The 21,339-nt window shown below is 48.3% G+C and carries 16 protein-coding genes; 8 read left to right on the forward strand and 8 right to left on the reverse strand.

Features of this window, described 5'->3' with window-relative positions; all coding sequences use genetic code 11:
* Positions 1-7 precede the first annotated feature (7 nt).
* The 5 genes from ACLR2L_RS04630 to tldD are packed head-to-tail and all read left to right on the forward strand — an operon-like array spanning position 8 to position 8,197.
* Positions 8-586 carry a Maf family protein gene (locus tag ACLR2L_RS04630; RefSeq protein ID WP_140958789.1) on the forward strand — a complete coding sequence of 193 codons (579 nt, stop codon included), beginning with the start codon at positions 8-10 and terminating at the stop codon, positions 584-586.
* A complete protein-coding gene (rng, locus tag ACLR2L_RS04635; protein WP_140958791.1) occupies positions 583-2,049 on the forward strand; it encodes a ribonuclease G in 1,467 nt (488 codons plus the stop codon). The genes ACLR2L_RS04630 and rng overlap by 4 nt, the downstream gene beginning before the upstream one ends.
* A complete protein-coding gene (locus ACLR2L_RS04640) occupies positions 2,046-5,951 on the forward strand; it encodes a YhdP family protein (protein WP_413366115.1) in 3,906 nt (1,301 codons plus the stop codon). The genes rng and ACLR2L_RS04640 overlap by 4 nt, the downstream gene beginning before the upstream one ends.
* A complete protein-coding gene (locus ACLR2L_RS04645; protein WP_413366117.1) occupies positions 5,935-6,771 on the forward strand; it encodes a carbon-nitrogen hydrolase family protein in 837 nt (278 codons plus the stop codon). The genes ACLR2L_RS04640 and ACLR2L_RS04645 overlap by 17 nt, the downstream gene beginning before the upstream one ends.
* Positions 6,755-8,197, forward strand: a complete 1,443-nt coding sequence (gene tldD / locus ACLR2L_RS04650) for a metalloprotease TldD (RefSeq protein ID WP_413366119.1) — start codon at positions 6,755-6,757, stop codon at positions 8,195-8,197. Before ACLR2L_RS04645 ends, tldD begins: the two co-directional genes overlap by 17 nt.
* 31 nt (positions 8,198-8,228) lie before the next feature.
* On the opposite strand, the gene yjgA is transcribed toward tldD, so the two are convergent.
* Complete coding sequence (yjgA, locus tag ACLR2L_RS04655; protein ID WP_413366121.1) at positions 8,229-8,774, reverse strand: ribosome biogenesis factor YjgA; 546 nt, start codon at positions 8,772-8,774, stop codon at positions 8,229-8,231.
* Between the two features lie 72 nt (positions 8,775-8,846).
* Between yjgA and pmbA the strand changes: the two genes are divergently transcribed.
* The 3 genes from pmbA to ACLR2L_RS04670 all read left to right on the forward strand — a co-directional run bounded on the left by pmbA (position 8,847) and on the right by ACLR2L_RS04670 (position 14,216).
* Entirely contained in the window at positions 8,847-10,178 is a 1,332-nt protein-coding gene (gene pmbA, locus ACLR2L_RS04660; RefSeq protein WP_140958799.1) for a metalloprotease PmbA, read from the forward strand.
* A 156-nt stretch (positions 10,179-10,334) separates the two neighbouring features.
* Positions 10,335-11,264, forward strand: coding sequence for a choice-of-anchor A family protein (locus ACLR2L_RS04665; RefSeq protein ID WP_413366123.1), 930 nt, complete (start codon positions 10,335-10,337; stop codon positions 11,262-11,264).
* An 81-nt stretch (positions 11,265-11,345) separates the two neighbouring features.
* Positions 11,346-14,216 carry a tetratricopeptide repeat protein gene (locus ACLR2L_RS04670; protein WP_413366125.1) on the forward strand — a complete coding sequence of 957 codons (2,871 nt, stop codon included), beginning with the start codon at positions 11,346-11,348 and terminating at the stop codon, positions 14,214-14,216.
* A gap of 65 nt (positions 14,217-14,281) precedes the next feature.
* Here the strand turns inward: ACLR2L_RS04670 and arcA are convergent, their stop codons facing one another.
* The 7 genes from arcA to ACLR2L_RS04705 all read right to left on the reverse strand — a co-directional run bounded on the left by arcA (position 14,282) and on the right by ACLR2L_RS04705 (position 21,327).
* The gene (gene arcA / locus ACLR2L_RS04675) at positions 14,282-14,989 is read right to left on the reverse strand and encodes a two-component system response regulator ArcA (RefSeq protein ID WP_140958805.1); all 708 of its coding nucleotides are present in this window, start codon (positions 14,987-14,989) and stop codon (positions 14,282-14,284) included.
* A 152-nt stretch (positions 14,990-15,141) separates the two neighbouring features.
* Positions 15,142-16,797 (reverse strand): sensor histidine kinase, encoded by a 1,656-nt coding sequence (locus ACLR2L_RS04680; RefSeq protein ID WP_413366128.1) that lies wholly within the window; start codon positions 16,795-16,797, stop codon positions 15,142-15,144.
* A 120-nt stretch (positions 16,798-16,917) separates the two neighbouring features.
* Complete coding sequence (locus ACLR2L_RS04685; protein WP_413366130.1) at positions 16,918-17,256, reverse strand: hypothetical protein; 339 nt, start codon at positions 17,254-17,256, stop codon at positions 16,918-16,920.
* The gene (gene glgA, locus ACLR2L_RS04690; RefSeq protein ID WP_413366132.1) at positions 17,253-18,680 is read right to left on the reverse strand and encodes a glycogen synthase GlgA; all 1,428 of its coding nucleotides are present in this window, start codon (positions 18,678-18,680) and stop codon (positions 17,253-17,255) included. The genes ACLR2L_RS04685 and glgA overlap by 4 nt, the downstream gene beginning before the upstream one ends.
* Before the next feature lie 61 nt (positions 18,681-18,741).
* A complete protein-coding gene (locus ACLR2L_RS04695) occupies positions 18,742-19,827 on the reverse strand; it encodes a methyltransferase (protein ID WP_413366134.1) in 1,086 nt (361 codons plus the stop codon).
* Entirely contained in the window at positions 19,824-20,543 is a 720-nt protein-coding gene (gene trmB, locus ACLR2L_RS04700; RefSeq protein ID WP_140958816.1) for a tRNA (guanosine(46)-N7)-methyltransferase TrmB, read from the reverse strand. The genes ACLR2L_RS04695 and trmB overlap by 4 nt, the downstream gene beginning before the upstream one ends.
* 97 nt (positions 20,544-20,640) lie before the next feature.
* The gene (locus ACLR2L_RS04705) at positions 20,641-21,327 is read right to left on the reverse strand and encodes an alpha/beta fold hydrolase (protein WP_413366136.1); all 687 of its coding nucleotides are present in this window, start codon (positions 21,325-21,327) and stop codon (positions 20,641-20,643) included.
* Positions 21,328-21,339 lie beyond the last annotated feature (12 nt).

Below are 21,339 nucleotides of genomic sequence, written 5' to 3' on the forward strand. Positions count from 1 at the left end.
TAGCCTGATGCAAGCAAAAACGCTGTTGTTGGCGTCGGCTTCACCGCGCCGCGCCGAACTATTAGGCCAGATTGGGGTCAAATTTACACAAGCTGGCGTGGATCTGGACGAGTCGGCATTAACCAACGAGTCGCCCAAAGCACAGGTGCTGCGCCTTGCCGCAGAGAAAGCCAATACCGCTTGGCAACAATCTGAACGCAACGCACAGGTTGTTTTGGCATCCGATACCATGGTGGTACTCGACAACAAGGCTTTGGGAAAGCCGCTAAACGCTGAACACGCCATTGCGATGCTACAATCCCTGAGTGGTCGTCGGCACGACGTGATGACATCGGTAAGCGTAAGGGATGCCACCAGGCAAAAAACTATTTGTGTGGTTACTCAGGTTGAATTTGGACCGTTAAGCAACTCGCAAATCATCGAATACTGGGCAACGGGTGAACCCGCCGATAAAGCCGGCGCTTATGGTATTCAAGGCATTGGCGGGCAGTTTGTTAAGTCGATCAACGGAAGTTACAGTGCGGTAGTGGGGTTGCCTTTGTTTGAAACCGCACAATTGCTCAAAGAATTTGAGGTTATGTCATGAGTGCAGAATTATTAATTAACGTTACGCCGTCGGAGTCACGGGTGGCGCTAATTGAAAACGGCATTCTGCAGGAAATCCATGTAGAACGGCATACCAAACGCGGTCTGGTTGGCAATATCTATCGTGGCAAAGTCAGTAGGGTATTGCCCGGTATGCAGGCAGCATTTGTCGACATAGGACTGGAAAAAGCCGCCTTTTTGCATGCCTCTGATATTGTTATTCACAATGAAGTGGTTGGTGAAGTGTCAACCAGCCATCTGGAAAAGCACGATATTCGCGAACTCGTCCGTGACGGTCAGGATATTGTGGTACAGGTAGTAAAAGATCCTATTGGTACCAAAGGTGCCAGACTCACTACCGATATCACCATTCCCTCCCGTTATCTGGTATTTATGCCCAGCGTTACCCATGTAGGGGTGTCGCAACGCATTGAAGACGAAGCCGAGCGCGACAGATTGAAGACTCTGGTATCGGAATTCTGTGATGAGGAAGGCGGGTTTATACTGCGCACCGCGGCAGAAGGCGTGAGTCATCCGGAAGTGGCTGCTGACGCGGACTTCCTGCGCCGTTTGTGGAGCAAAATTCAGCAGCGCCTTAAACGTCGAAAATCTCATGTGTTGTACGAAGATCTGCCATTGGCACGACGTGTGCTGCGCGACTTCGTAGGTACCGAATTAGATCGTATCCGCATTGACTCCAAACTGTCGTATCAGGAACTGTTTCAGTTCACCAAAGAATACGTGCCAGAAATGAACCGCAAGCTGGAGTATTACCCTGGCGATCGTCCGATATTTGACTTATACGACGTTGAAAACGAAGTTCAGCGTGCCCTGGAGCGCAGGGTCGACCTGAAATCCGGTGGCTATTTAATTATCGATCAAACAGAGGCCATGACGACCATCGATATCAATACCGGTGCGTTTGTGGGTCATCGCAATCTCGAAGAAACCATTTTTAATACCAATATCGAGGCTACTCAGGCCATTGCACGTCAGTTGAGACTGCGCAATCTGGGTGGCATGATCCTGATCGATTTTATCGACATGACCGATAACGACCACAAGCGCCGGGTCTTAAGCAGTCTGGAAGGGGCCATGGCCAAAGACCGGGCCAAAGTAAACATTCATGGGTTTACGTCACTGGGATTGGTCGAAATGACCCGTAAGCGCACCCGTGAGAGTCTTGAGCATATTTTGTGTGGTGAGTGTCCGGTGTGCAAAGGGCGTGGCTCGGTGAAAACGCTGGAAACCATTTGTTTTGAGATCATGCGTGAAATCGTGCGGGTAAACCGCGCTTATGATGCCGACAAATTTGTGGTTTATGCGTCGCCCACGGTTGTGGATTATTTGCTGGGTGAAGAATCTCACATGCTGGCAGAACTGGAAGTGTTTGTTTCAAAACAAATCAAAGTACAAGCTGAAACAATGTACAACCAGGACAAGTACGATGTGGTAATGATGTGAGCCGATTCCTGTCTGTTTCCGCCTATCTCGTCAGGAAACTTTGGCTACTCAGCGCCATTGTACTGGTGCTGTTTGCCGTTTTGTTAAGTGTGTTGCGCTACACCCTGCCTTATCTGGATGAAGAAAAACACCTTATCGAGGATTACCTCAGCGCTCAGTATGGCATAAATCTTACCATCGACAGTTTATCTGCGGCCTGGCAAGGTACCGGGCCAAGCATTGTGCTCAATGGTGTTGAATTTACCCAAAACGACCTGTCTCCTGTTGAACTGCGTTTACAACAGGTTTATGTAGAAGTGGATTTTTGGCAATCCATCCAGCAACGGGAACTCTCTTCCAAGCGCTTAGACCTGGTAGGGTTGACCGCCAAAATTGATACTCAGCGTATTGAGTCTGGTGAAGCCGATGATTTTCCTATTGTTGAGGCATTACGCAGTTTGTTTTTAGATCAACTGCAGAGTTTCTCATTGCAACATGGCGAGGTAACACTGGTAACGCCTACCGATGAGCAGGTTATTGAGCTCTCTGAATTGGTGTGGGTAAACCGTGACGAGCGTCACCAGGGTCGCGGCGAAATTCGGGTCCAGGAGCTGACCAATAATTCTGCGTCTTTTATTCTGGACTTGTTCGGCGATAAATCGTCGTTGCAAGGTACGCTCTACGCAAAAGGTGAAGCGCTTGATATTTCGCCCTGGGTGAGTGCCCTGCTGCCAACCCGTTCGCCGGTTGAGGAAAGTCGCGGCAATTTTGAACTTTGGGCCTCGCTGAATGAAAGTCAGGTAACGGCAGTACAGGTTAACTTCGACGAGAGTGATATCGCCTGGCGTATTGCGGATGATTCAGCCCTGCAGAGCCATATTCGTGGCGGCAGCATACAAGCCATACCGGCAAACGATGGTTGGTCTATCCGCATTGACCAACTGGTGCTGCAATCGGGCAAACACACTTTAGTTACCGATTTAGTGGGCCGTGCCGACAACAACGGCAATGCGCTATTCAATACCGTAAAACCACTCACGCTATCGCCGCTTCTGTCGCTTACTCCATTATTTTTAAGTGAAGATGGCGGTGAGCTGATTAACCGGCTTCAGCCAGAAGCGGAACTGGCAACGTTGCAACTGCAATGGCAGGACAAGCAGTTTTCGGCGGTAGCAAAAGTAGTTGATATGCAGTGGCATCAAAGTGGTCATGTACCGGGCGTGAATTCGCTGGATGCTGAGTTTTACTGGTATCAGGACCACGGCGTGCTTGAGCTTGATGCGTCTGACGTGGCCTTTTCAGTAAACAACTTGCTGCCTCAGGATATCGACCTCGCCCGAGTGAAGGGCAGAGCCTATGTGTTTGCCGACAGTAACCAAAACTGGCAACTATGGATTGACCGCTTGGCAGTTGATGGCGAGTTAGTGAGTTTTACGCAGGCATTGCATTATCAGTTCGCAAACAAGCATCTTTCAACCACGTTGAATGTAAGCAAGATGCCGTTAATCAAAGTGCCGCAGTTATTCCCTTCAGCCTACATGGGCGAAGGCACAGTGAGCTATCTGAACCGTGCGTTTAGTGGCGCGGGTGAAGTAGATCAGGCGACGGTTATCTGGCATGGCGCAGTAGACGCGTTTCCCTTCACGCAAAATCAAGGTATCTTTCAGGCAAGCGTAGCCATTAAAGACGCTGAATTTACGTTTTCCGACCAATGGCCAGCGCTTAAAAAGCTCAATATGGATTTGCTATTTGAAAACGAGTCCCTGTACATGCGCAGTGATGCCAGTCAGCTTGGCGCTATTCAGTTAACCGATTTGCGAGCAAAAATTCCGCGATTAACGGGGTCATCAATTCTCTCAATTGATGCGAATGGCGCGGGTACAGGTAAGTCTTTGGCCGGGCTAATGCTGGCGTCGAGTATGAAAGAGTCGCTGGGCAAGGTGCTTGCTGAGGACGTAGTGGTGAGCGGTTCGGTGAATGCCAAATTGCACCTGGATATTCCGCTGAGCGGCGAGCAGGTATCAGCCTCAGGCATTGCTACCCTGAATAAAAATCAGGTAGTGGTGACCAGTCTTGATTTAGCCTTTACCAACACGTCAGGTGAGGTGGTATTCGACAATGCCAATATTACGCTCAATGGCGTAACAGCTGAGTTAACCGAGCAACCCGTTGCAATACAACTCACTGGCAGCCAGTTAAGCGATGAATACTTACTGGATATTCATTTAACGGGAAACTGGGCAACACAGCCGCTGATGGCGCGCTTCAATCCTGCTTTTGATACTTACGTTAGCGGGCGCAGCAACTGGCAGACTGATGTATCTGTCTCTCTCTCAAATAACGGCTTTCAGTACCATGCAACACTCAATAGTGACCTGCATGGAGTTGCATCACGCCTGCCAGCGCCTTTTAATAAAGCGTCTACTGATCTGATGCCGTTAATGGTGCTTGCTGAAGGTAATGAGCAGGCGACTAATGTCAGTGTTAATGTGGGTAGCGAGGTGCGCTTTAACGGTGTGCTTCCCCATGTTGAAAAGCAATTTTCCCGTGCCCATTTGGCATTGGGTAACAGCGATTTTGTTGGGCTTGGGGTGGGCTTTAGCATTTCAGCTGATTTAGCAAAAGTGGATGTGGCCGACTGGTATAAGGCCATAGAATTGCTGGTGGGCGGATTTACACCCGCTACAGGTAATAGCGAAACTGCCAGGAAACCCTATTTCTCAGTGCCTGAACGTATTTTCATAGAAGCGGAAAATCTGGTGGTATTTGATCAGATACTCACGGGTGTCGATATCACCGCCAAGCAGCAGAATAATAACTGGCTACTGGATGTATCATCTTCCCAGGCCAAGGCTGAAGTGCGTTTATACGATGCTTGGCTGGAACAGGGGATCGATATCAAAGCCGATTTCATTCACCTTACTGAATGGAAAGAAAAGGAAGGCGATAAGGATGAAAAGAAAAGCAACGCCAGTGAATCCGTAAAATATCAGTATAAACCGGCAGAGTTACCGCCTATCCGTTTTCATTGCGGTAACTGTGTGTTACTCGATAAGGATCTTGGGGAAGTGGATGTCGAAATAGTCAGGGTTGACGACGGCATGCGCTTTAAACAACTGAGTGCCAAAAATACCTATGGGGCAATTCAGATGTCGGGTGCGTGGCTCACACAGGACAATGCTGAAAGCACCCGCTTAGAGGGTAATGTAAACAGCCGTGATGTTGGTGCGTTTCTCAATTTGCTGGGGGTCAATTCGGGTATTAAAGATTCAGCCGCCGAGGTAGCCTTTGTGCTCGACTGGCAGGACTCGCCTTTCAATTTTTCAATGGCATCACTGAATGGCAACATTAACACCCAGTTAACCGATGGCTATTTAACTCAGGTCAGCGATAAGGGCTCGCGAATCTTCACCTTGTTCAGCCTGAACTCGTTGGTACGCAAGCTTAGTCTGGATTTTCGCGATGTATTTGCCAAAGGCTTCTTCTACGACGATATTCAGGGCAGCTTCCAGATCGTGGATGGTGTAGCCACCACCAATGATACGCTGGTAGATGGCGGAGCCGGCGAAATTGAAATTACCGGATACACTAATCTTGCTGAGCAAACGCTGAATTACAATGTGAGTTTTGCTCCCAATGTAACCGGCAATCTGCCCTTTTTAGTGTACTTTATGGTGAATCCGCCTACGGCATTGGCCGCATTGGCGCTGGATCAGGTATTGACCTCAGCCAAAGTGATCTCTAATGTGAATTATCATATCACTGGCACAATTGACGAGCCGGTGCTGGAAGAAGTGGGCCGCGATAGCAAAGACATAGCGTTGCCGGCACAGCAGTTGCCTGGTGAACATCAGGCTCCAACGCCCACGGAATCGGATTCACCGGTTATCGTACCCAAGGACTCCAATGACGCAGACAGTTAATCTTGTTGCGCTGCAAATGACATCCGGCCCGGATGTCACCGAAAACTTAAACACAGTAGCAACTCAACTCGCCAGCGCCAACCTGCCTGCAAATAGTCTGGTGGTGTTACCCGAATGCTTTGCCTGCTTTGGGACCCGTGATGGTCATTTACTCACAGTAGCAGAGCCTGAGGGTAATGGGCCTATTCAAACTGCATTAAAGGTGCTGTCCCGTCAGCATAACTGCTATCTGGTGAGTGGCACCTTGCCAATGCAATGCAACAATCCGGACAAATTTACCGCATCCAGTTTGTTGATAAGCCCGCAAGGTGAGCAACTTGCGCATTATCAGAAAATTCACTTATTTGATGTGTCGGTAGCCGACAATACCCGGTCGTATTTTGAGTCGAAATATACCCAACCGGGAGCGCAGGTGGTGGTGGCAGATACGCCTATCGGTCGCATTGGTATGGCGGTGTGTTACGACGTGCGCTTTCCAGGATTATTCGATGCAATGGGCGAAATTGATATTCTGGTACTGCCTGCTGCCTTCACTAAAGTAACCGGCGCGGCACACTGGCATACGTTATTGAAAGCCCGAGCGGTGGAAAAACAATGCTTTGTGGTAGCAGTAAACCAAACCGGCGTGCACCAGAATGGGCGTGAAACTTTCGGACACAGTGTTATTTTATCGCCATGGGGCGAGCAACTGGCACAACGTGCTACAATGCCAGGAGTAGTTCAGCAATCCGTGAACCTGGCCGAACTCGACACATATCGTCAGTCGATGCCACTGTCACTACACAATCGATTCAGGAGTCATTTTGACAAATCAAGTTGAAACGCATTTACTCGGAGATTCGGGGCTTTCCCGACAAAGCCTGGAATCAGCGCTGGCGTCTATTTATACGCATCAAACCGACTATGCCGATTTGTATTTCCAGTCCAGTTTGCACGAAAGCTGGGTAATGGAAGACGGCATCATTAAAGAAGGCAGTTTTAACGTAGAACGCGGAGTGGGTGTTCGGGCCATCAGTGGCGAAAAAACCGGTTTTGCTTACTCAGACGAAATTAGTCAGGAAGCTATCCTTAAAGCCTGTGGCGCTGCGCGCAGTATTGCACCTCATGGCGGTACGCTAAAAGTAGCATCGCTGAGCGATGTAACAACCGTATCGCGTTATGCCAGTGACAATCCCATTCAGGCAATGGCAGAAGCCGAGAAAATTGCCTTATTAAAAGCAGTGGATGCTTACATCCGCCAACAGGATCCCCATATCAATCAGGTTGTGGTGTCGTTAAGTGGTGTGTATGAAGAAATTCTGGTAGCAGGCAGCGATGGCACATTTGCTACCGATATTCGGCCATTAGTACGCCTGAATTGTTCTGTTCTGCTGGAGAATGGTGATCGTCGTGAACGTGGCAGTGCCGGAGCGGGTGGACGTCATGCTTATTCGTTCTTCACACAACAGGACGACGGTAAACCTTATTATGAAAAGCTGGCCGATGAAGCATTACACATGGCCAGAGTGAACATGGAAGCTGTTGCCTCTCCTGCTGGCCTTATGCCAGTTGTATTGGGCAGTGGTTGGCCTGGTGTGTTGTTACACGAAGCGGTAGGACATGGTCTGGAAGGTGATTTCAACCGCAAGGGCGCATCTACATTCAGTGGCCGTATGGGCAAGCGAGTTGCAGCTAAGGGGGTGACCGTAGTGGATGATGGCACGCTGGACAATCGCCGTGGCTCATTAACGGTTGATGACGAAGGGACTCCTACGGCGCACAATGTACTCATTGAAGATGGCATTCTAACTGGCTACATGCAGGACAAAATGAATGCGCGTCTGATGGGCGTGAAGCCTACCGGTAATGGTCGTCGCGAATCCTATGCCCATTTGCCAATGCCCCGTATGACAAATACTTACATGCTGGGCGGGCAGTACAGCCCTGAAGAGATCATTGCCACCATTGATAAAGGCATTTACGCGCCTAATTTCGCTGGCGGTCAGGTAGATATTACTTCAGGAAAATTTGTGTTCTCCAGTGCCGAAGCGTATTTGATTGAGAACGGTAAAATCACCGCGCCTATCAAAGGGGCTACGCTGATTGGCAATGGGCCAGAAGTGATGCAGAAAATCTCGATGATAGGTAACGACCTGGCTCTGGATCGCGGTGTTGGCGTCTGCGGTAAGGATGGGCAGAGTGTGCCAGTTGGCGTTGGTCAACCAACCCTTAAAATTGATGAACTAACAGTAGGCGGTACGTCTTAACGCAACCGCCCGGCTAAGCCTGATAACAGGCTTAGTCAACAATAAGGCCTTTCAGGTACTGGAATAACTCGCGGTACGCTTTGGGCGGCTTATTGTTACTGCGCTCTTTAACGATAGCCCGATGGAAATGACGCAGTTGCTGACGCTCAAGCTGCGGAAATTCGATCAGTAACGGCTCAATGGCATCGTCGCCCTGACTGGCAATAGCATCGCGTGCTTTTTCCAGTTTATGGAGCAGCGCATTGTGTTCATTGTGCTGGTGTTGAAGTTTAGCCAGTGCTATTTCTATCGGCTCCAGATCGCGGCTGCGCATTAGCTTTCCAATAAACTGCAACTGACGGCGATAACCATCTTTTTTGCGGTTTATCCGGCGGGCCAAAGCGACGGCATCACCCAACTCGTCATCGAGCGGGATGGTTTTTAAGTGTGCGTCAGACAAATTAACCAGCTGTTCACCAACTCGCTGTTGTTGGGCAGACTGACGTTTGAGTTCGGATTTACTGACGGGCTCATCAAAACCGGGATAGTCGTCGTTGCTAACCTGGTTTTCGTCATCGTATTGACTCGGGTCGGTCATGGGACTCTCGTGTTAAACTGAATAATAGTAAATTGTAGCCCATGAACAATGGACATTTATAGCGAAACTTCTATGCAAATCGAACAACAACTCGCAGAAATTCAATCTAAAGTTGCCGATGTACTGAGTCTGGCACTGAAAAAAGGGGCAACGCAGGCTGAAGCCAGCATGTCGAAAGTGGAAGGGATCTCCGTATCCTCCCGTATGCGTGAAGTTGAAAATATTGAATTTACCAATGATGGCGGACTGGGCATCAGCGTGTACGTGGGTAAGCACAAGGGCAGTGCGTCTACAGCCGATCTCAGTATGTCAGCATTGACACTGGCCGTTGAAAAGGCTGTGGATATCGCCCGTTACACCAGTGAAGACCCTTGTACCGGCCTTGCCGACGCAGAGTTGATGGCTACTGAGTTTCCGGATTTAGAATTATATCATCCGATTCCGCTGGACCCCGAAAAGGCCATTCAAACCGCCATTGCTGCGGAAAGCGCTGCGCTGGATTACGATGAGCGGATAACCAATACCGATGGTGCCAGTTACAACGCCAACATTGGACTACGGGTGTATGGCAACACGCATGGGATCAATGCGGGATACACCAGCAGTCGCTATAGCCTTAGCTGTATGGTAATTGGCAGTCAGGGCGAAGATATGCAGCGCGACTACGCCTATACCGTTAATCGCAATGCCAGCTTACTGGACAGCCCTCAACAGGTAGGCAAGGAAGCGGCAAAAGCAACGGTAGATCGCTTAGGTGCACGAAAAATCAAAACCGCAACGGTGCCGGTACTGATCGACAAGCAAATTGCGGCAGGACTATTTGGGCATTACATTGGCGCCATCAGCGGTGGGTCACTTTATCGTCGCTCGTCGTTCCTGTTGGACAAGCTGGGTACTCAGGTTTTCCCATCCTGGCTTAATATCATTGAGCGACCACATTTGAAAGGTGCGCTGGCAAGCAGTAACTTCGACAGTGAAGGTGTGGCAACCCGCGACATGACGATTGTTGAGGACGGCTTGCTCTCAACCTATCTGTATACCAGTTATTCGGCCCGAAAGCTCAATACAGTCACTAACGGCCACGCGGGTGGTATTCACAACCTGATTGTGAACCATACGGGGCAAAGCGATGCCGAACTGCTCAAAACCATGGGTACAGGTTTATGGGTTACTGAACTCATGGGACAGGGTGTGAATATCGTTACCGGCGATTATTCGCGAGGTGCCGCTGGGTTTTGGGTAGAAAACGGTATTGTTCAGTATCCGGTTCACGAAATAACCATTGCCGGCACGTTGCAGGACATGTTTGCCAACATCGTTGCAATTGGTGCGCAGCAGGACGCTCGTGGCAGCGTAAGCACGGGGTCTGTGTTACTGGATAAAATGACCATAGCGGGCGCTTAAAAACAAGTGGTACGATCTGTCAGGATTTTTATCACTTTTTAAGAAGTTGGTTTTTTTTAAATAATTTAATCATAAAATTCATATGGTTATTTTTTGGATCGATATTTGCTTTGACGTTTGTTTAAGAGCGGCAGGGAAGAAATAAGGTACATATCTTTGAAAACACTTAATCAATTATTAGCGTCGTTAGCCGTTGTCGTGTCGATGAGCACAGTAGCGTCCGTTGAAAATGTAGGTACCTATAACCTGATTTTGAAAAACGATCTGAACACCAGCAGTGATATCGAAGGCCGCATCATGATTGGTGGCAACATCGATATGGCTGGCAAGTCGCTGGATGTTGCAAGCCGTATAGCGGCAGACCCCGTGGTTGACGCTGTAACCGTTGTTGGCAACATCACTGCAAACGATGTAAAAACCCAAAACGGTAATATTGTTTACGGCGGTTCGGCTGGCAGTACAAACCTGATTTTAAACGGCAGTGGTGCTGTCGTTCAGCAAAGTCAGAGTGTGCTTCAAAATCAGTTTGATGCGATTTATCAAAGCGTGATTGACGACAGTAATTATTACAAGTCACTTACTGCTAACGGTACGTTTAACACGTCAGATATGAATAACCTGAAGTTTGAATCGACCAGTAGCGATGATCTGCTGGTATTTAATATCAACGGTTCTGATTTGTTAAACGGTAGCTTTAGTTTTGGTTTTACGCCCACAGTGCCAATTATTATTAACGTGGCAGGTACCGGTGCGTTGAGTATTAACGCTAAGGCTTTTGGTAACTTTACAAAACAGGTTGCCTCTCTGGTATTGTGGAACTTCTACGATTACACCTCAATTGGTTTTAATGGCGACGGCTGGAACGGTTCGGTGTTAGCTCCCAATGCAGACATCACCAGTGGTACCGGTAGTCTCGATGGCGGTTTTGCAGCGCTGTCTTATACAGGTACGGTTGAACTGCACAATCAATTGTTCACGTATGTGCCGCCAGGTAACACGCCTGGTGAAGAAGTACCCGCACCACCCGTATTCTTTTTGTTGTTTGGTGGTCTGATCGCCACCCTTGCACTGAAACGTCGTAAGTAGCGCAAAAACACACATGGTTAAGAAAAGGCTGGGATCCCAGCCTTTTTGCTTTTTAAAATTCGTAATATTATGGCAATCACTATGCCCCGGTTACAGGATATAAAATTACCTTTGTACTCAATTATTTTTGGTAAGCAAATGGCATACGCCGCCGTTACAAGACTCACGAAAGTAGTAGTATTACTCCTTGTTATTGGGGGGGTAAATGCTGAGTCACAATCTGATACGGCGTCAATCGAGTGTGAAAAAGCCGAATTCAGTTACGAACAAGGCGATGCGGATACCGCGCTGATTCACCTTAAGCGTTGTCAGCAAGCAATGCCCGAATATTTGCCTGCACTGGCTTTGCTTGGCAAGATCCAGAGCCGGCAAAAGGCCTATCCTCAAGCAGTTATTACGTTCAACGACGCAATAAAGCGTGGTGCAGATGAATCCCTGTTCGCCAGAGAGTGGGCGGATGCGCTGTTAGCTGTACGTGAGTATGAAGTAATAAAGGATTTTGCGGGTTATGTAGCGTTCCCGGACAGCCAAAAAGCATACTGGCTACTGGCCCGGGCCGAATCCTGTATGGCGCTGCAGGAAGAAACCTGCGCGAGGGAAAGCTATAACCTGCGTGGCGAGATAGCTGATGACATCGAGCAACCCCTTGGGCTTGCCGGTATCGCTATAAAAACGCGAAACTGGAAAGCCGCGAATCGTCATTTACAACAAGCGCGTAAATTCAACGATACTGATATTCGCGTTTGGCTTGCCATGGCACAGGTGAGTCAGGGACAGGGAAAGATTGAGCAGGCATTGGATTATGCCGCACTGGCTTTTCAGATAAACCCTGAGCATCCCCTGGTGCTGAGAATTATGGCCGATTTGTATCTGGCCGCCAACGACGACGCTCAGGCGCTAAGCACGGTTGATGCGATATTGAAGCAGTCGCCCCAGGACCCTTACGCGCTGCTGGTAAGTAATAGCCTGACAAGCAACACCGAACGGGCGTTGCAACTTCAGGCTGTAAAAAATCAAATTGAAAAACTGAGGGCTTCGCTGACCGAGCCTTCAGATGAATTAATGTATTTACAGGGGTTAATTGCCTACCAGGAAGGTACGCTTGAAACCGCCATTACTCAGTTTGAACACCTTTACAAGGAAAAGGCCTATTTTCCGCAGACTATCGTTCTGCTGGCTAAAACTCAGGTGCAACTCGGGCAGCGGGCAGAGGCGATAAAGGTTCTGGAAGCAAACCAGGATCTATTACTAACGGAAGCACCAACTGCATACGCGTTGTTGATTGAGTTATTCATAGAGCAAGGTACCGTATTTAAAGCACTGGGTAGTTGGCAAACCTTCATCAGTACTTACCCTAAGCGAATTGACGCGCAGTTGCTGGAAGTTAAAATTTTACTCGCCCGTGGCTTACTGGACCGCGGAGCTGAAAAACTTACCGTATTGCAACAGCGTTATCCGGACTCAACCGAAATTCAAACCGTATATGCCGTGGTGATGGCCAGAGCCAATCAACCTGAGCGCGCATTAATGGCCGTAAAGCAATTGTTGGGAGCAGAGCCACAAAGTGCTTATCTGCTTAACTTTAAAGGTGCTCTGCATCTGATGCTTCATCAGTACGCTGATGCAGCAACGGCATTGGATGAGGCGCTCAGACTATCGCCTGATTTAACACCCGCAAAAATCAATCGCATTTGGCTGACTTACCAGCAAGGTGAAACCGAGCGGGCTGTAAATGAGGCGAGAGAGCTTTCCAGCAGGCTGCCAAGAGATTTAGCGGTTGGTCAGTTGTATGCAGGGTTGTTATTGTCGTCAGGGCAGTCTGGTCAGGCAATGAACCAGTATCTGCGTTTAATGCAACTTGATGATACGCAGCAAAGCGTAATAGAAGCGTTGGTAACACTGCGCTTACAAAATAATAATCTGGCTGCCGCGATTCAGGGGCTGTCCCGCCTGATCGAGTTGGAATACAACACCGTGCAAAATTTGTTGCGTCGGGCGCAGCTAAGTATTGCGTTGGGTGAAGTGAAGAAGGCCGAAATCGACATTAAAAAGGCGGCATTACTTGCCAATAACGATCCACTTCTGTTGGTGGCTGCAGCAAATGCTGCTCTACAAGCAGGTAATTCCCGGCTTGCTATTCAAAGTTTACACCGGGCGCGGGAGCTCATGCCTGACGATCTGTTAGCGGGCGTAAAACTAGCGGAAATATTCCTGAACGAAAACCAGAGTAGCGAAGCAGAAGTGGTCCTGAAACAATTAGTGAAGGCCCATGCTAATCAGGTTGATGTGTGGTTGTTAAAGGGCCGTCTGGCAGAGCAACAGGGTGATTTGAATAACGCTAAAAGGCATTACTATAAGGCATTGTCGCTGAATGGCGACTACGACCTGATTTACGCAAAACTCTACACACTAACCCAATACGGCGTGGGCAGCGATGAGTTCGAAAAAATACTGATTGCTAAAGTGTCCAAGCAGCCCAATGTGATATTCACGCGCAACTTACTGGCTCAGTTGTATTACTATCAGTTGCGGTTCGAGTCAGCAGCAAAACACTATACATATTTGTACGAAAATCTGCTGCCTGAAGACAAAAAGCCTGCTTTTGCCCGTCGTCTTGCGCAAACTTACTTTCATTTCAATACTGCAAAAGGGATCGAGTATACCCAAATCGCGCTTCAGAGCGCACCTGATGACCCGTACGTGAAATCATTGGCTGGCTGGTCACTAACACTACAAAACAGGCCCGCAGAAGCGGTGAAGCTGTTACGTGAGGCTTATACTCTGGATGGTAATAATCCCGACACGGCATACTTTCTTGCTTATACACTGGCGCAATTAGAGCTTAACAGCGAGGCACAACAGGTCGTGTCGCAATTAATAAATAAGCAGCGCGGCTTTGCATATGAGAAAGAAGCGCAAGCACTTGTTGCCAGGCTCAAAAACGCGTCCTGACAGAAACAAAAAACGCCTGGCAATGCGAACCATTGCCAGGCGTTAAATACATGCTTCGCCTGATTTTAGTTATCTACGGAACCGCAGAAACGGTAACCTTCACCGTGGATAGTTACGATCAACTCTTCTTCGCTTGGCTGTGATTCAAAGTGTTTGCGAATGCGACGGATTGTTACGTCAACAGTACGGTCATTCGGGCGTAATTCACGGCCCGTCATTTCCATAATTAACTGTTCACGCGTCAGGATTTTACCCGGGTTGCTCAAGAACAGATGTAATGCTCTGAACTCACTGCGCGGTAAACGGAATTCGTGACCACTCGGGGATATTAATGAACGGCTGTCGCCATCCAGCGTCCAGCCGTTAAAGCTTACACGGCTTGGTAAATCATCGTCTTCAGCGCTGCTGTTAGTGCGGTTCAACAGGTTTCTGGCGCGAATAGTGAGTTCGCGCGGATTAAACGGCTTGGTGAGGTAATCGTCAGCACCAATCTCTAATCCTAAAATTCGGTCAACGTCGTTATCACGACCTGTCAGGAAAATCAGACCAACATTTTTGCGGTCACGCACTTCCCGAGCCAGAATCAAACCATTTTTACCAGGCAGATTAATATCCATAATTACCAGGTTAATGGTGTGATTTTCAAAAAAATCATGCATCTGTTCGCCGTTTTCTGCCTCGAAAACGTTATACCCTTCGGCTTCAAACAAACTCTTTAACGTGGTGCGGGTGACCACTTCATCTTCTACTATCAATATATTGGGCGTCTGCATGTTCACACTCTATTTACTATTGTTGTGTTTCTGTTCAAAGTTTAACAGATTTATATCGCTATTGGCGTATTTTGTCTTGCAATTTAGTTGCCACTTTAGGCTAAATTACTAGCTTAACCCAGCATTGTTCAAGAAAAATATCTACTCTGCGCTCATTTAACTTGTTTTTTTACAGTTACCGGAAAGGACAGAACAAATTCTACGCCCTTACCTGGCTCACTCTCCAGCTTTATGCTGCCATCGAGTGCCTGGGTGACCAGGTTAAATACCAGATGCATACCCAAACCTGACCCCCCCTGACCCCGTTTGGTTGTAACAAAAGGATCAAAAATACGTTTTTTTATGGTTGGTGGTATGCCACTTCCGTTATCTCTGTAAATTATTTTCAGTTTTTTGTCATCCGTCAATGCTGCAATGATGTCAATTTGCCCATTTTCAACCCCTTCGAAGGCATGAATGAGCGAATTCATGATTAAATTTATCAGAATTTGATTAATTGGGCCTGCTTTTGACACCACATTCAGTGATTCGTTGCATTCCACGCGAATGTTATGTGTAACTTTTTTCAGACGTGGACGCAATGACATGAGTGTTTCTTCTATCAGTTGCTTAACGTTAATGTCGCGAGCCTCTTCACTCGACTGATCAACCGCTACCTGTTTAAAGCTGGAGATTAAGTCAGCTGCCCGGTTAAGGTTGCGATAAATAATGTTGAGGTTTTCTTTACCTTCTTCAATAAACCGCTTCATGCTGCTGGCTTTCAGGGTTTTATCGGCAAACTGCTGATCGAGCACTGCAAGTCTGTCAAGCATCATGGTTGAGGCAGTAATTCCCAGTCCAATAGGCGTATTTACTTCATGAGCCACCCCGGCCACCATGTCCCCTAATGAGGCCATTTTCTCATTCTCTACAATCTGGCGTTGGAATTGATGAAGTTTTTCCAGGGTTTGGATGAGTTCAGTGTTGGCTTCCTTTAATGCAACAGTGCGCTGATTAACTTCTTCTTCCAGCCGGCTGTTTAACTGTTGATGTTGCTGCTCGGATTGTTGTTGCTTGAGTACGTACTCCTGCATGCGGGTAAGCAACACATTTATGGTATCAATAAGTGCATTGTATTCCCTGATGTTGCAATGTTTGGCCTGGTTTGAGTAGTCGCGGCTGCGCGCGACACTTTGTAGCACCAATACTAAATCCTGCACCGGGCTACTGAGGGTATGACCAAATCGGTAGGCAACCAGAAACGCAACAATGATAATCAGTAGCAGGGTGGCAATTTGTACTGTAATGGAATTACTCACAAACGCGTTGTAAGCCTCGGCTGAAATACGGATATACACATATCCGTAGGTTTGGTTTTTGGCGTTGATCGGGCGGATAATTTCAAACACATCGCCGTCAAATCTGGCTGTGTAATACCGGGCCATGTTACCGATGCGACTCTCCACAGCGGTGTTGCTGGATTTGGTGTATAGCGCCACCATCTCTGGGGTGGGGCTTTCGTTAATACTGTATATGTGGGCGTTTAATACATCGTCGTAGTGTTTAAGACTGTTGAGCAGCAGATTAAGGGCGTCGGTTTGCGCCGCCTTTTGTTCGAAATCCAGTGGGATCACCGATAAAACCGGCAGTGACGCTGCTGCAATCATATCGGCAACTGCGCGCGTTTCGTTTTCCAGTTGCGTTTTCATTCTGGAATGCTGGGTATAGTTAGATATCACCGATGAAATCAGCAGCGCTCCACCGGAGATTGATAACACCAGCCAAAGCAAAATGTTGCGAATGGATAGCCGTGACGGCGTCTGCAGCATGGTTTAATGAAGTGTATTTGATAATAACTTAATATTGGCGCATAAATGTTAAAAAAGAAAGAAATCAGCAGGATATTCTCAGTTTTTGTTTCCCGAGAGCGGCTTTTTAAAGAGGGGAGGTTACTTCTTTGCCCAATCCGGAACAGGAACTTCCAATAATATAAACACATCTGCTACTGGCATCTGCAGATGACTGGCGATGGATTGGAATGTATCAGGCTGCTGAGGAAGCGGTAAATCAGTTAGATCAGACAAGCACAGACACACCATACCGCCTTTTGGAATATCGAGAGCAGGAATCGGGGCTTTGGCAATACGGTACAGAGTATGAGGACACAGGCTGGTGCGTTCAGGTGCCTGCACGCATTGTTCAGGCACCTGGGCAATCGCTGCCGGACATAACATCACTGCAATCATTAACAGATGTTTACCTGTGATGTTGCATCCGGTTATTCTCATGCAAGCATACTCTCGTACAGTGCAATATAAGATTCAGCCGCCGCTTTCCAGGTAAAACGGGTACGCATGCCTCTTTGCTGCATGATTCTGAACGTATCGGTACATTCGTAGTAAGCCAACATGGCGCGACGGATACAATTTAACAGAGCGTCGGGCGTTGGCTCGAAAAACACAAAGCCGGTTGCGTTTTGTGGGTCTTGTTCAGGATCGATGACCGTATCTTTTAAACCGCCCACTCCCCGAACGATAGGCACGGTGCCGTAGGCCAGACTGTACATTTGATTTAAGCCACAAGGCTCGAATTGCGAGGGCATCAGGAAGAAATCCGCCCCGGCTTCGATGAGATGTGCATGTTCTGTACTAAAGCCATTAATGAAAGCAAATTTACCCGGATGCTGTTCGGCAAATTCACCTAAATCCTGGCACACGCTTGGATCGCCAGTACCAATGATAACCATTTGAAGCTTGTGCTGCATCAGACGTTCCAGGATTGGAACCAGATAGCCAAAACCTTTTTGTTCGGTTAAGCGACACACCATACCAAACACCGGCATACGTGGCTCTACAGACAGGTTTGAACGTTTTTGCAGATTAGCTTTACATTCTGCCTTGCCGGTTAAATCATCAGCATTGAAGTGCGCAGGAATATAGCCGTCTGTCATTGGATTCCATTGGCTGTAGTCACATCCGTTTAAAATACCTGACAGGTCGCTGGCGCGCTGCACTAAGCGATCGTGAAGCCCATGGCTGCCAAGGTTGGTTAATAACTCGGTAGCGTAGTTTGGACTTACTGTGGTTACTTTGTTGGCGCATTCAATGGCAGATTGCAGGTAATTGATGTAACCGCCATGTACCTGGTCCAGAATGCGAGGATGATGACGTAAAAAAGGAATGTCTTCGAGCCGGTGCACGCCCTGAAACGCAGCGTTGTGTATGGTAAACACAGAGCGGGTGCGGGCAAAAAAGCCAGACGGGTCTTGCTTCATTAAAAATGGCAGCATAGCGCTGTGCCAGTCGTGGCAGTGAATAATATCTGGTTGTTCATTCAGGCTTTGCAAAGCGTGCAGCACGGCACCACTGAAAAACGCAAAGCGCTCGCCGTTGTCGCCATAGGCCTCATAGGCGCTGTTGTATAAGCCATCCCGGTCGAAATATTCCGGGTAGTCAACAAAATATACATTGATGCCGCGCCACGCTAAATGACGAAGAGTAAAGTGATACACCTTACTCTCAGTAAACAGTGTTTGCGCCGGACAAGCTTCTGGCAAATTGTGTTGTTTGGCGATGGTTTTGTAATAAGGCAGATAGATACTGACATCGTGGCCTGCGGCTTTGAGTGCCAAAGGCAATGCCTTGCCGACATCTGCCAGCCCACCGGTTTTTACTAAATCTTCAACTTCCGAGATAGCAAAGACAATCTTCAACCTTTTTCTCCTGCGCGTACCGTGATTCTTCTGTTGGAATCACAAATTACCACAGAAAAAATTAATTTTGTGCAAAATAAACAGAGAATCTGGTGTTTTGCGCCAGTGTAGCGGGTTGCTTAAATTGTTCGGTAAGCAATTCGGGATAAGGTAAAAAGCGATTTGCCACCAGATACAGTTTGCCATTGCTGGTTAAACGCTGCTTTACACCGGCAATAAAGTCGCGCGAAATGCGGTAGTCGATTTTTACGCCAGTGTGAAATGGAGGGTTGGTTACAATTGTTTGAAACCGATGATTCACGCCATGAAGCGTGTCTGCCGCAATAATGGTTCCCTGACTATTGTTCAGCGACAACGTATGCGCACTGCTCCATAAAGCCAGAGCACTTACATCGAGCAATTCAGTTTGGGTGCGCGCGCCAACACTGTGCAGGTAACTCGCAATTACGCCTGAGCCGCACGCAAAATCCAGCAAAGTGCCCGTCAAGGTAGCTGGCAATTTAGTTAGCAACAGTGCTGTACCTTCATCGAGCTCCCGGTGACTGAATACGCCGGGCAACGAACACACTTGCCACTCGTGCTCTTTGAGTGAATAGGTATCAACGGCTGTCCAGTCGTGTAATGAAAATTGACCTGGTGCGTTTTCGATATCACAGGTCACCCAACTGCAGTGACGGGCGGAGTCGAGCTTGTGTACCGCACCAAACTGCTGCATGGCTTTGCCTGCGCTTTTGATGCCACCCTTGTTTTCGCCAATCACGTGAACCCGCCCGGTATTGCCTACCAGATGCGCGGCCATAGCCATCAGCATGTTCAAATGCGCTTTGGCTTTTGGCATGAAAATGAGCACATCGGTTGCGCTGGCTTGCGTCACGGCAGGCGCAAATATGTGCTTATGATTACCTTGTTCAGCAACCATATTAATTGCCTGGGGTTTATCGCATATGTCCCGGCTATCGAACTGCGCTGCTCCGCTGTGCCCGGACGCCTGGCAAAATACATCGTAATACTGATGTAATGCCGTGAGGCTAAATGTCTGCAACGCAGGAAACAACCCTGCATCGTCAGCATTAATCACTAACCAGTCGCCTTGCTCCAACTGGTCGATATTGCGGATAACAAGTTGAGATGCCGGTGATAAACTCATTCAGTGCGCTCGTATATTAAATCCCATACGCCATGGCCCAGTTTTTGGCCACGTACTTCAAATTTGGTAATAGGGCGGTAGGCCGGACGTTCAACGTAATCGCCTTCCTGCGCCGTATTGGTATAACCCGGTGCAGCATTCATTACTTCTGCCATGTACTGGGCATAAGGTTCCCAATCGGTAGCCATATGGAACGTACCACCAGGGGCTAATTTGGTTCTCACTAATTCGGCAAATTCAGCCTGAACAATACGACGTTTATGATGGCGTTTTTTATGCCAGGGATCGGGAAAGAACAGTTGTAAACGATGCAGGCTGCCGTCTGGGATCATGTTCTTCAATACTTCAACAGCATCGTGTTCCATGACTCGCAGATTTTCAACGCCGAGTTCACCTGCGTCAGCTAAGCATGCGCCAACACCCGGGCGGTGTACTTCAATGCCCAGGAAGTTAAGTTCTGGTGCGGCATGGGCCATGGCAACCAGTGACTTACCCATGCCAAAGCCAATTTCAACCACAACCGGGGCATCTTTGCCAAAGGTGCCGGCCAGGTCCAGCGGCTGAGCCTGATATTCAATACCTTTCGTTGGCCAGTAAGTTTCCAGCGCGCGCGCCTGACCATTGGTTAAGCGGCCTTCGCGCTTAACATAGCTCTTAACTTTGCTGATATAAATGCCTGCGGCTTCGGCTTCTGCCTGCGTTTTAAATTGACCCATACTGTTCACTACCTCTGTTTCGCAGCGGCATTATCCACTTAGTGCTCGTAAATGCAACGATTATAGCGTGAAATGGCCGGTTTTGGCGGGCTATAGATTAAATCGGCAGGCCTTTCACGATCAGTGATGCAACTTCCTCTGGCTGTTCAATCAGCATCATGTGCCCACAGTGTTTCAGTATGCTCAGCGTTGCCTTCGGCAGGTTGTTGGCCGCCCTTTGAATTGACGGCAGAGAAACAACTGCATCAGCGTCGGCTGCGATCAGGTGTACTTGCACGCCAAGCGCTGATAGCTGGCTGGTTAAATCCTTACGTGGTGTAGTGCTGGAAACGTGAGCAAGTAATGTTGCGCCACCCAGATCGTCTGCCATGTCGCTTATCACCGGCAGCAGTGAATCGCGTTTATCCGGAATAATCATATTGGCTAGATACTGGCTTTGACGCGAAGAGAATTTGCCCTGTTTAAGTACCGCGAGTAATTGTTTGCGACGTGCAGTCTCTTCGTCGGTAAGACCAAGCGGTGAATAGCCTAAGAGTGTGAGTGAACTTACCTTTTCGGGGTAAGTAAGCGCCCACAGCACAGCGATATATCCGCCCATGGAGTAACCAACCAAATGCACTTTCTCACCGTCGGGTACTCTGTCGCTGGTAAGAGCAAGCATATCCTGCAGGGTATTGGCCCATTGCAGGGGGACGTAACAGCGCTGCATGGCAGGCAGTTTTTTCCATACAGGAAACCAAACGCGTTCGTCGCACAGAGTGCCGGGAAGAAAAAGTACAGTCATAAAAATAAACCT

Origin of the sequence: Alteromonas sp. AMM-1 (genome assembly GCF_047290655.1) — a bacterium.
Classification (GTDB): Bacteria; Pseudomonadota; Gammaproteobacteria; order Enterobacterales; family Alteromonadaceae; genus Alteromonas; species Alteromonas mangrovi.

Coding starts and splice junctions, on each gene's coding strand:
- trmB (WP_140958816.1), bottom strand. CDS start 20,543: ATGGGTCAATTTAAAACGCAGGCAGAAGCCGAAGCCGCAGGCATTTAT.
- arcA (WP_140958805.1), bottom strand. CDS start 14,989: ATGCAGACGCCCAATATATTGATAGTAGAAGATGAAGTGGTCACCCGC.
- ACLR2L_RS04685 (WP_413366130.1), bottom strand. CDS start 17,256: ATGAGAATAACCGGATGCAACATCACAGGTAAACATCTGTTAATGATT.
- pmbA (WP_140958799.1), top strand. CDS start 8,847: ATGCAAATCGAACAACAACTCGCAGAAATTCAATCTAAAGTTGCCGAT.
- ACLR2L_RS04695 (WP_413366134.1), bottom strand. CDS start 19,827: ATGAGTTTATCACCGGCATCTCAACTTGTTATCCGCAATATCGACCAG.
- ACLR2L_RS04670 (WP_413366125.1), top strand. CDS start 11,346: ATGCCCCGGTTACAGGATATAAAATTACCTTTGTACTCAATTATTTTT.
- ACLR2L_RS04705 (WP_413366136.1), bottom strand. CDS start 21,327: ATGACTGTACTTTTTCTTCCCGGCACTCTGTGCGACGAACGCGTTTGG.
- ACLR2L_RS04680 (WP_413366128.1), bottom strand. CDS start 16,797: ATGCTGCAGACGCCGTCACGGCTATCCATTCGCAACATTTTGCTTTGG.
- yjgA (WP_413366121.1), bottom strand. CDS start 8,774: ATGACCGACCCGAGTCAATACGATGACGAAAACCAGGTTAGCAACGAC.
- ACLR2L_RS04645 (WP_413366117.1), top strand. CDS start 5,935: ATGACGCAGACAGTTAATCTTGTTGCGCTGCAAATGACATCCGGCCCG.
- ACLR2L_RS04630 (WP_140958789.1), top strand. CDS start 8: ATGCAAGCAAAAACGCTGTTGTTGGCGTCGGCTTCACCGCGCCGCGCC.
- rng (WP_140958791.1), top strand. CDS start 583: ATGAGTGCAGAATTATTAATTAACGTTACGCCGTCGGAGTCACGGGTG.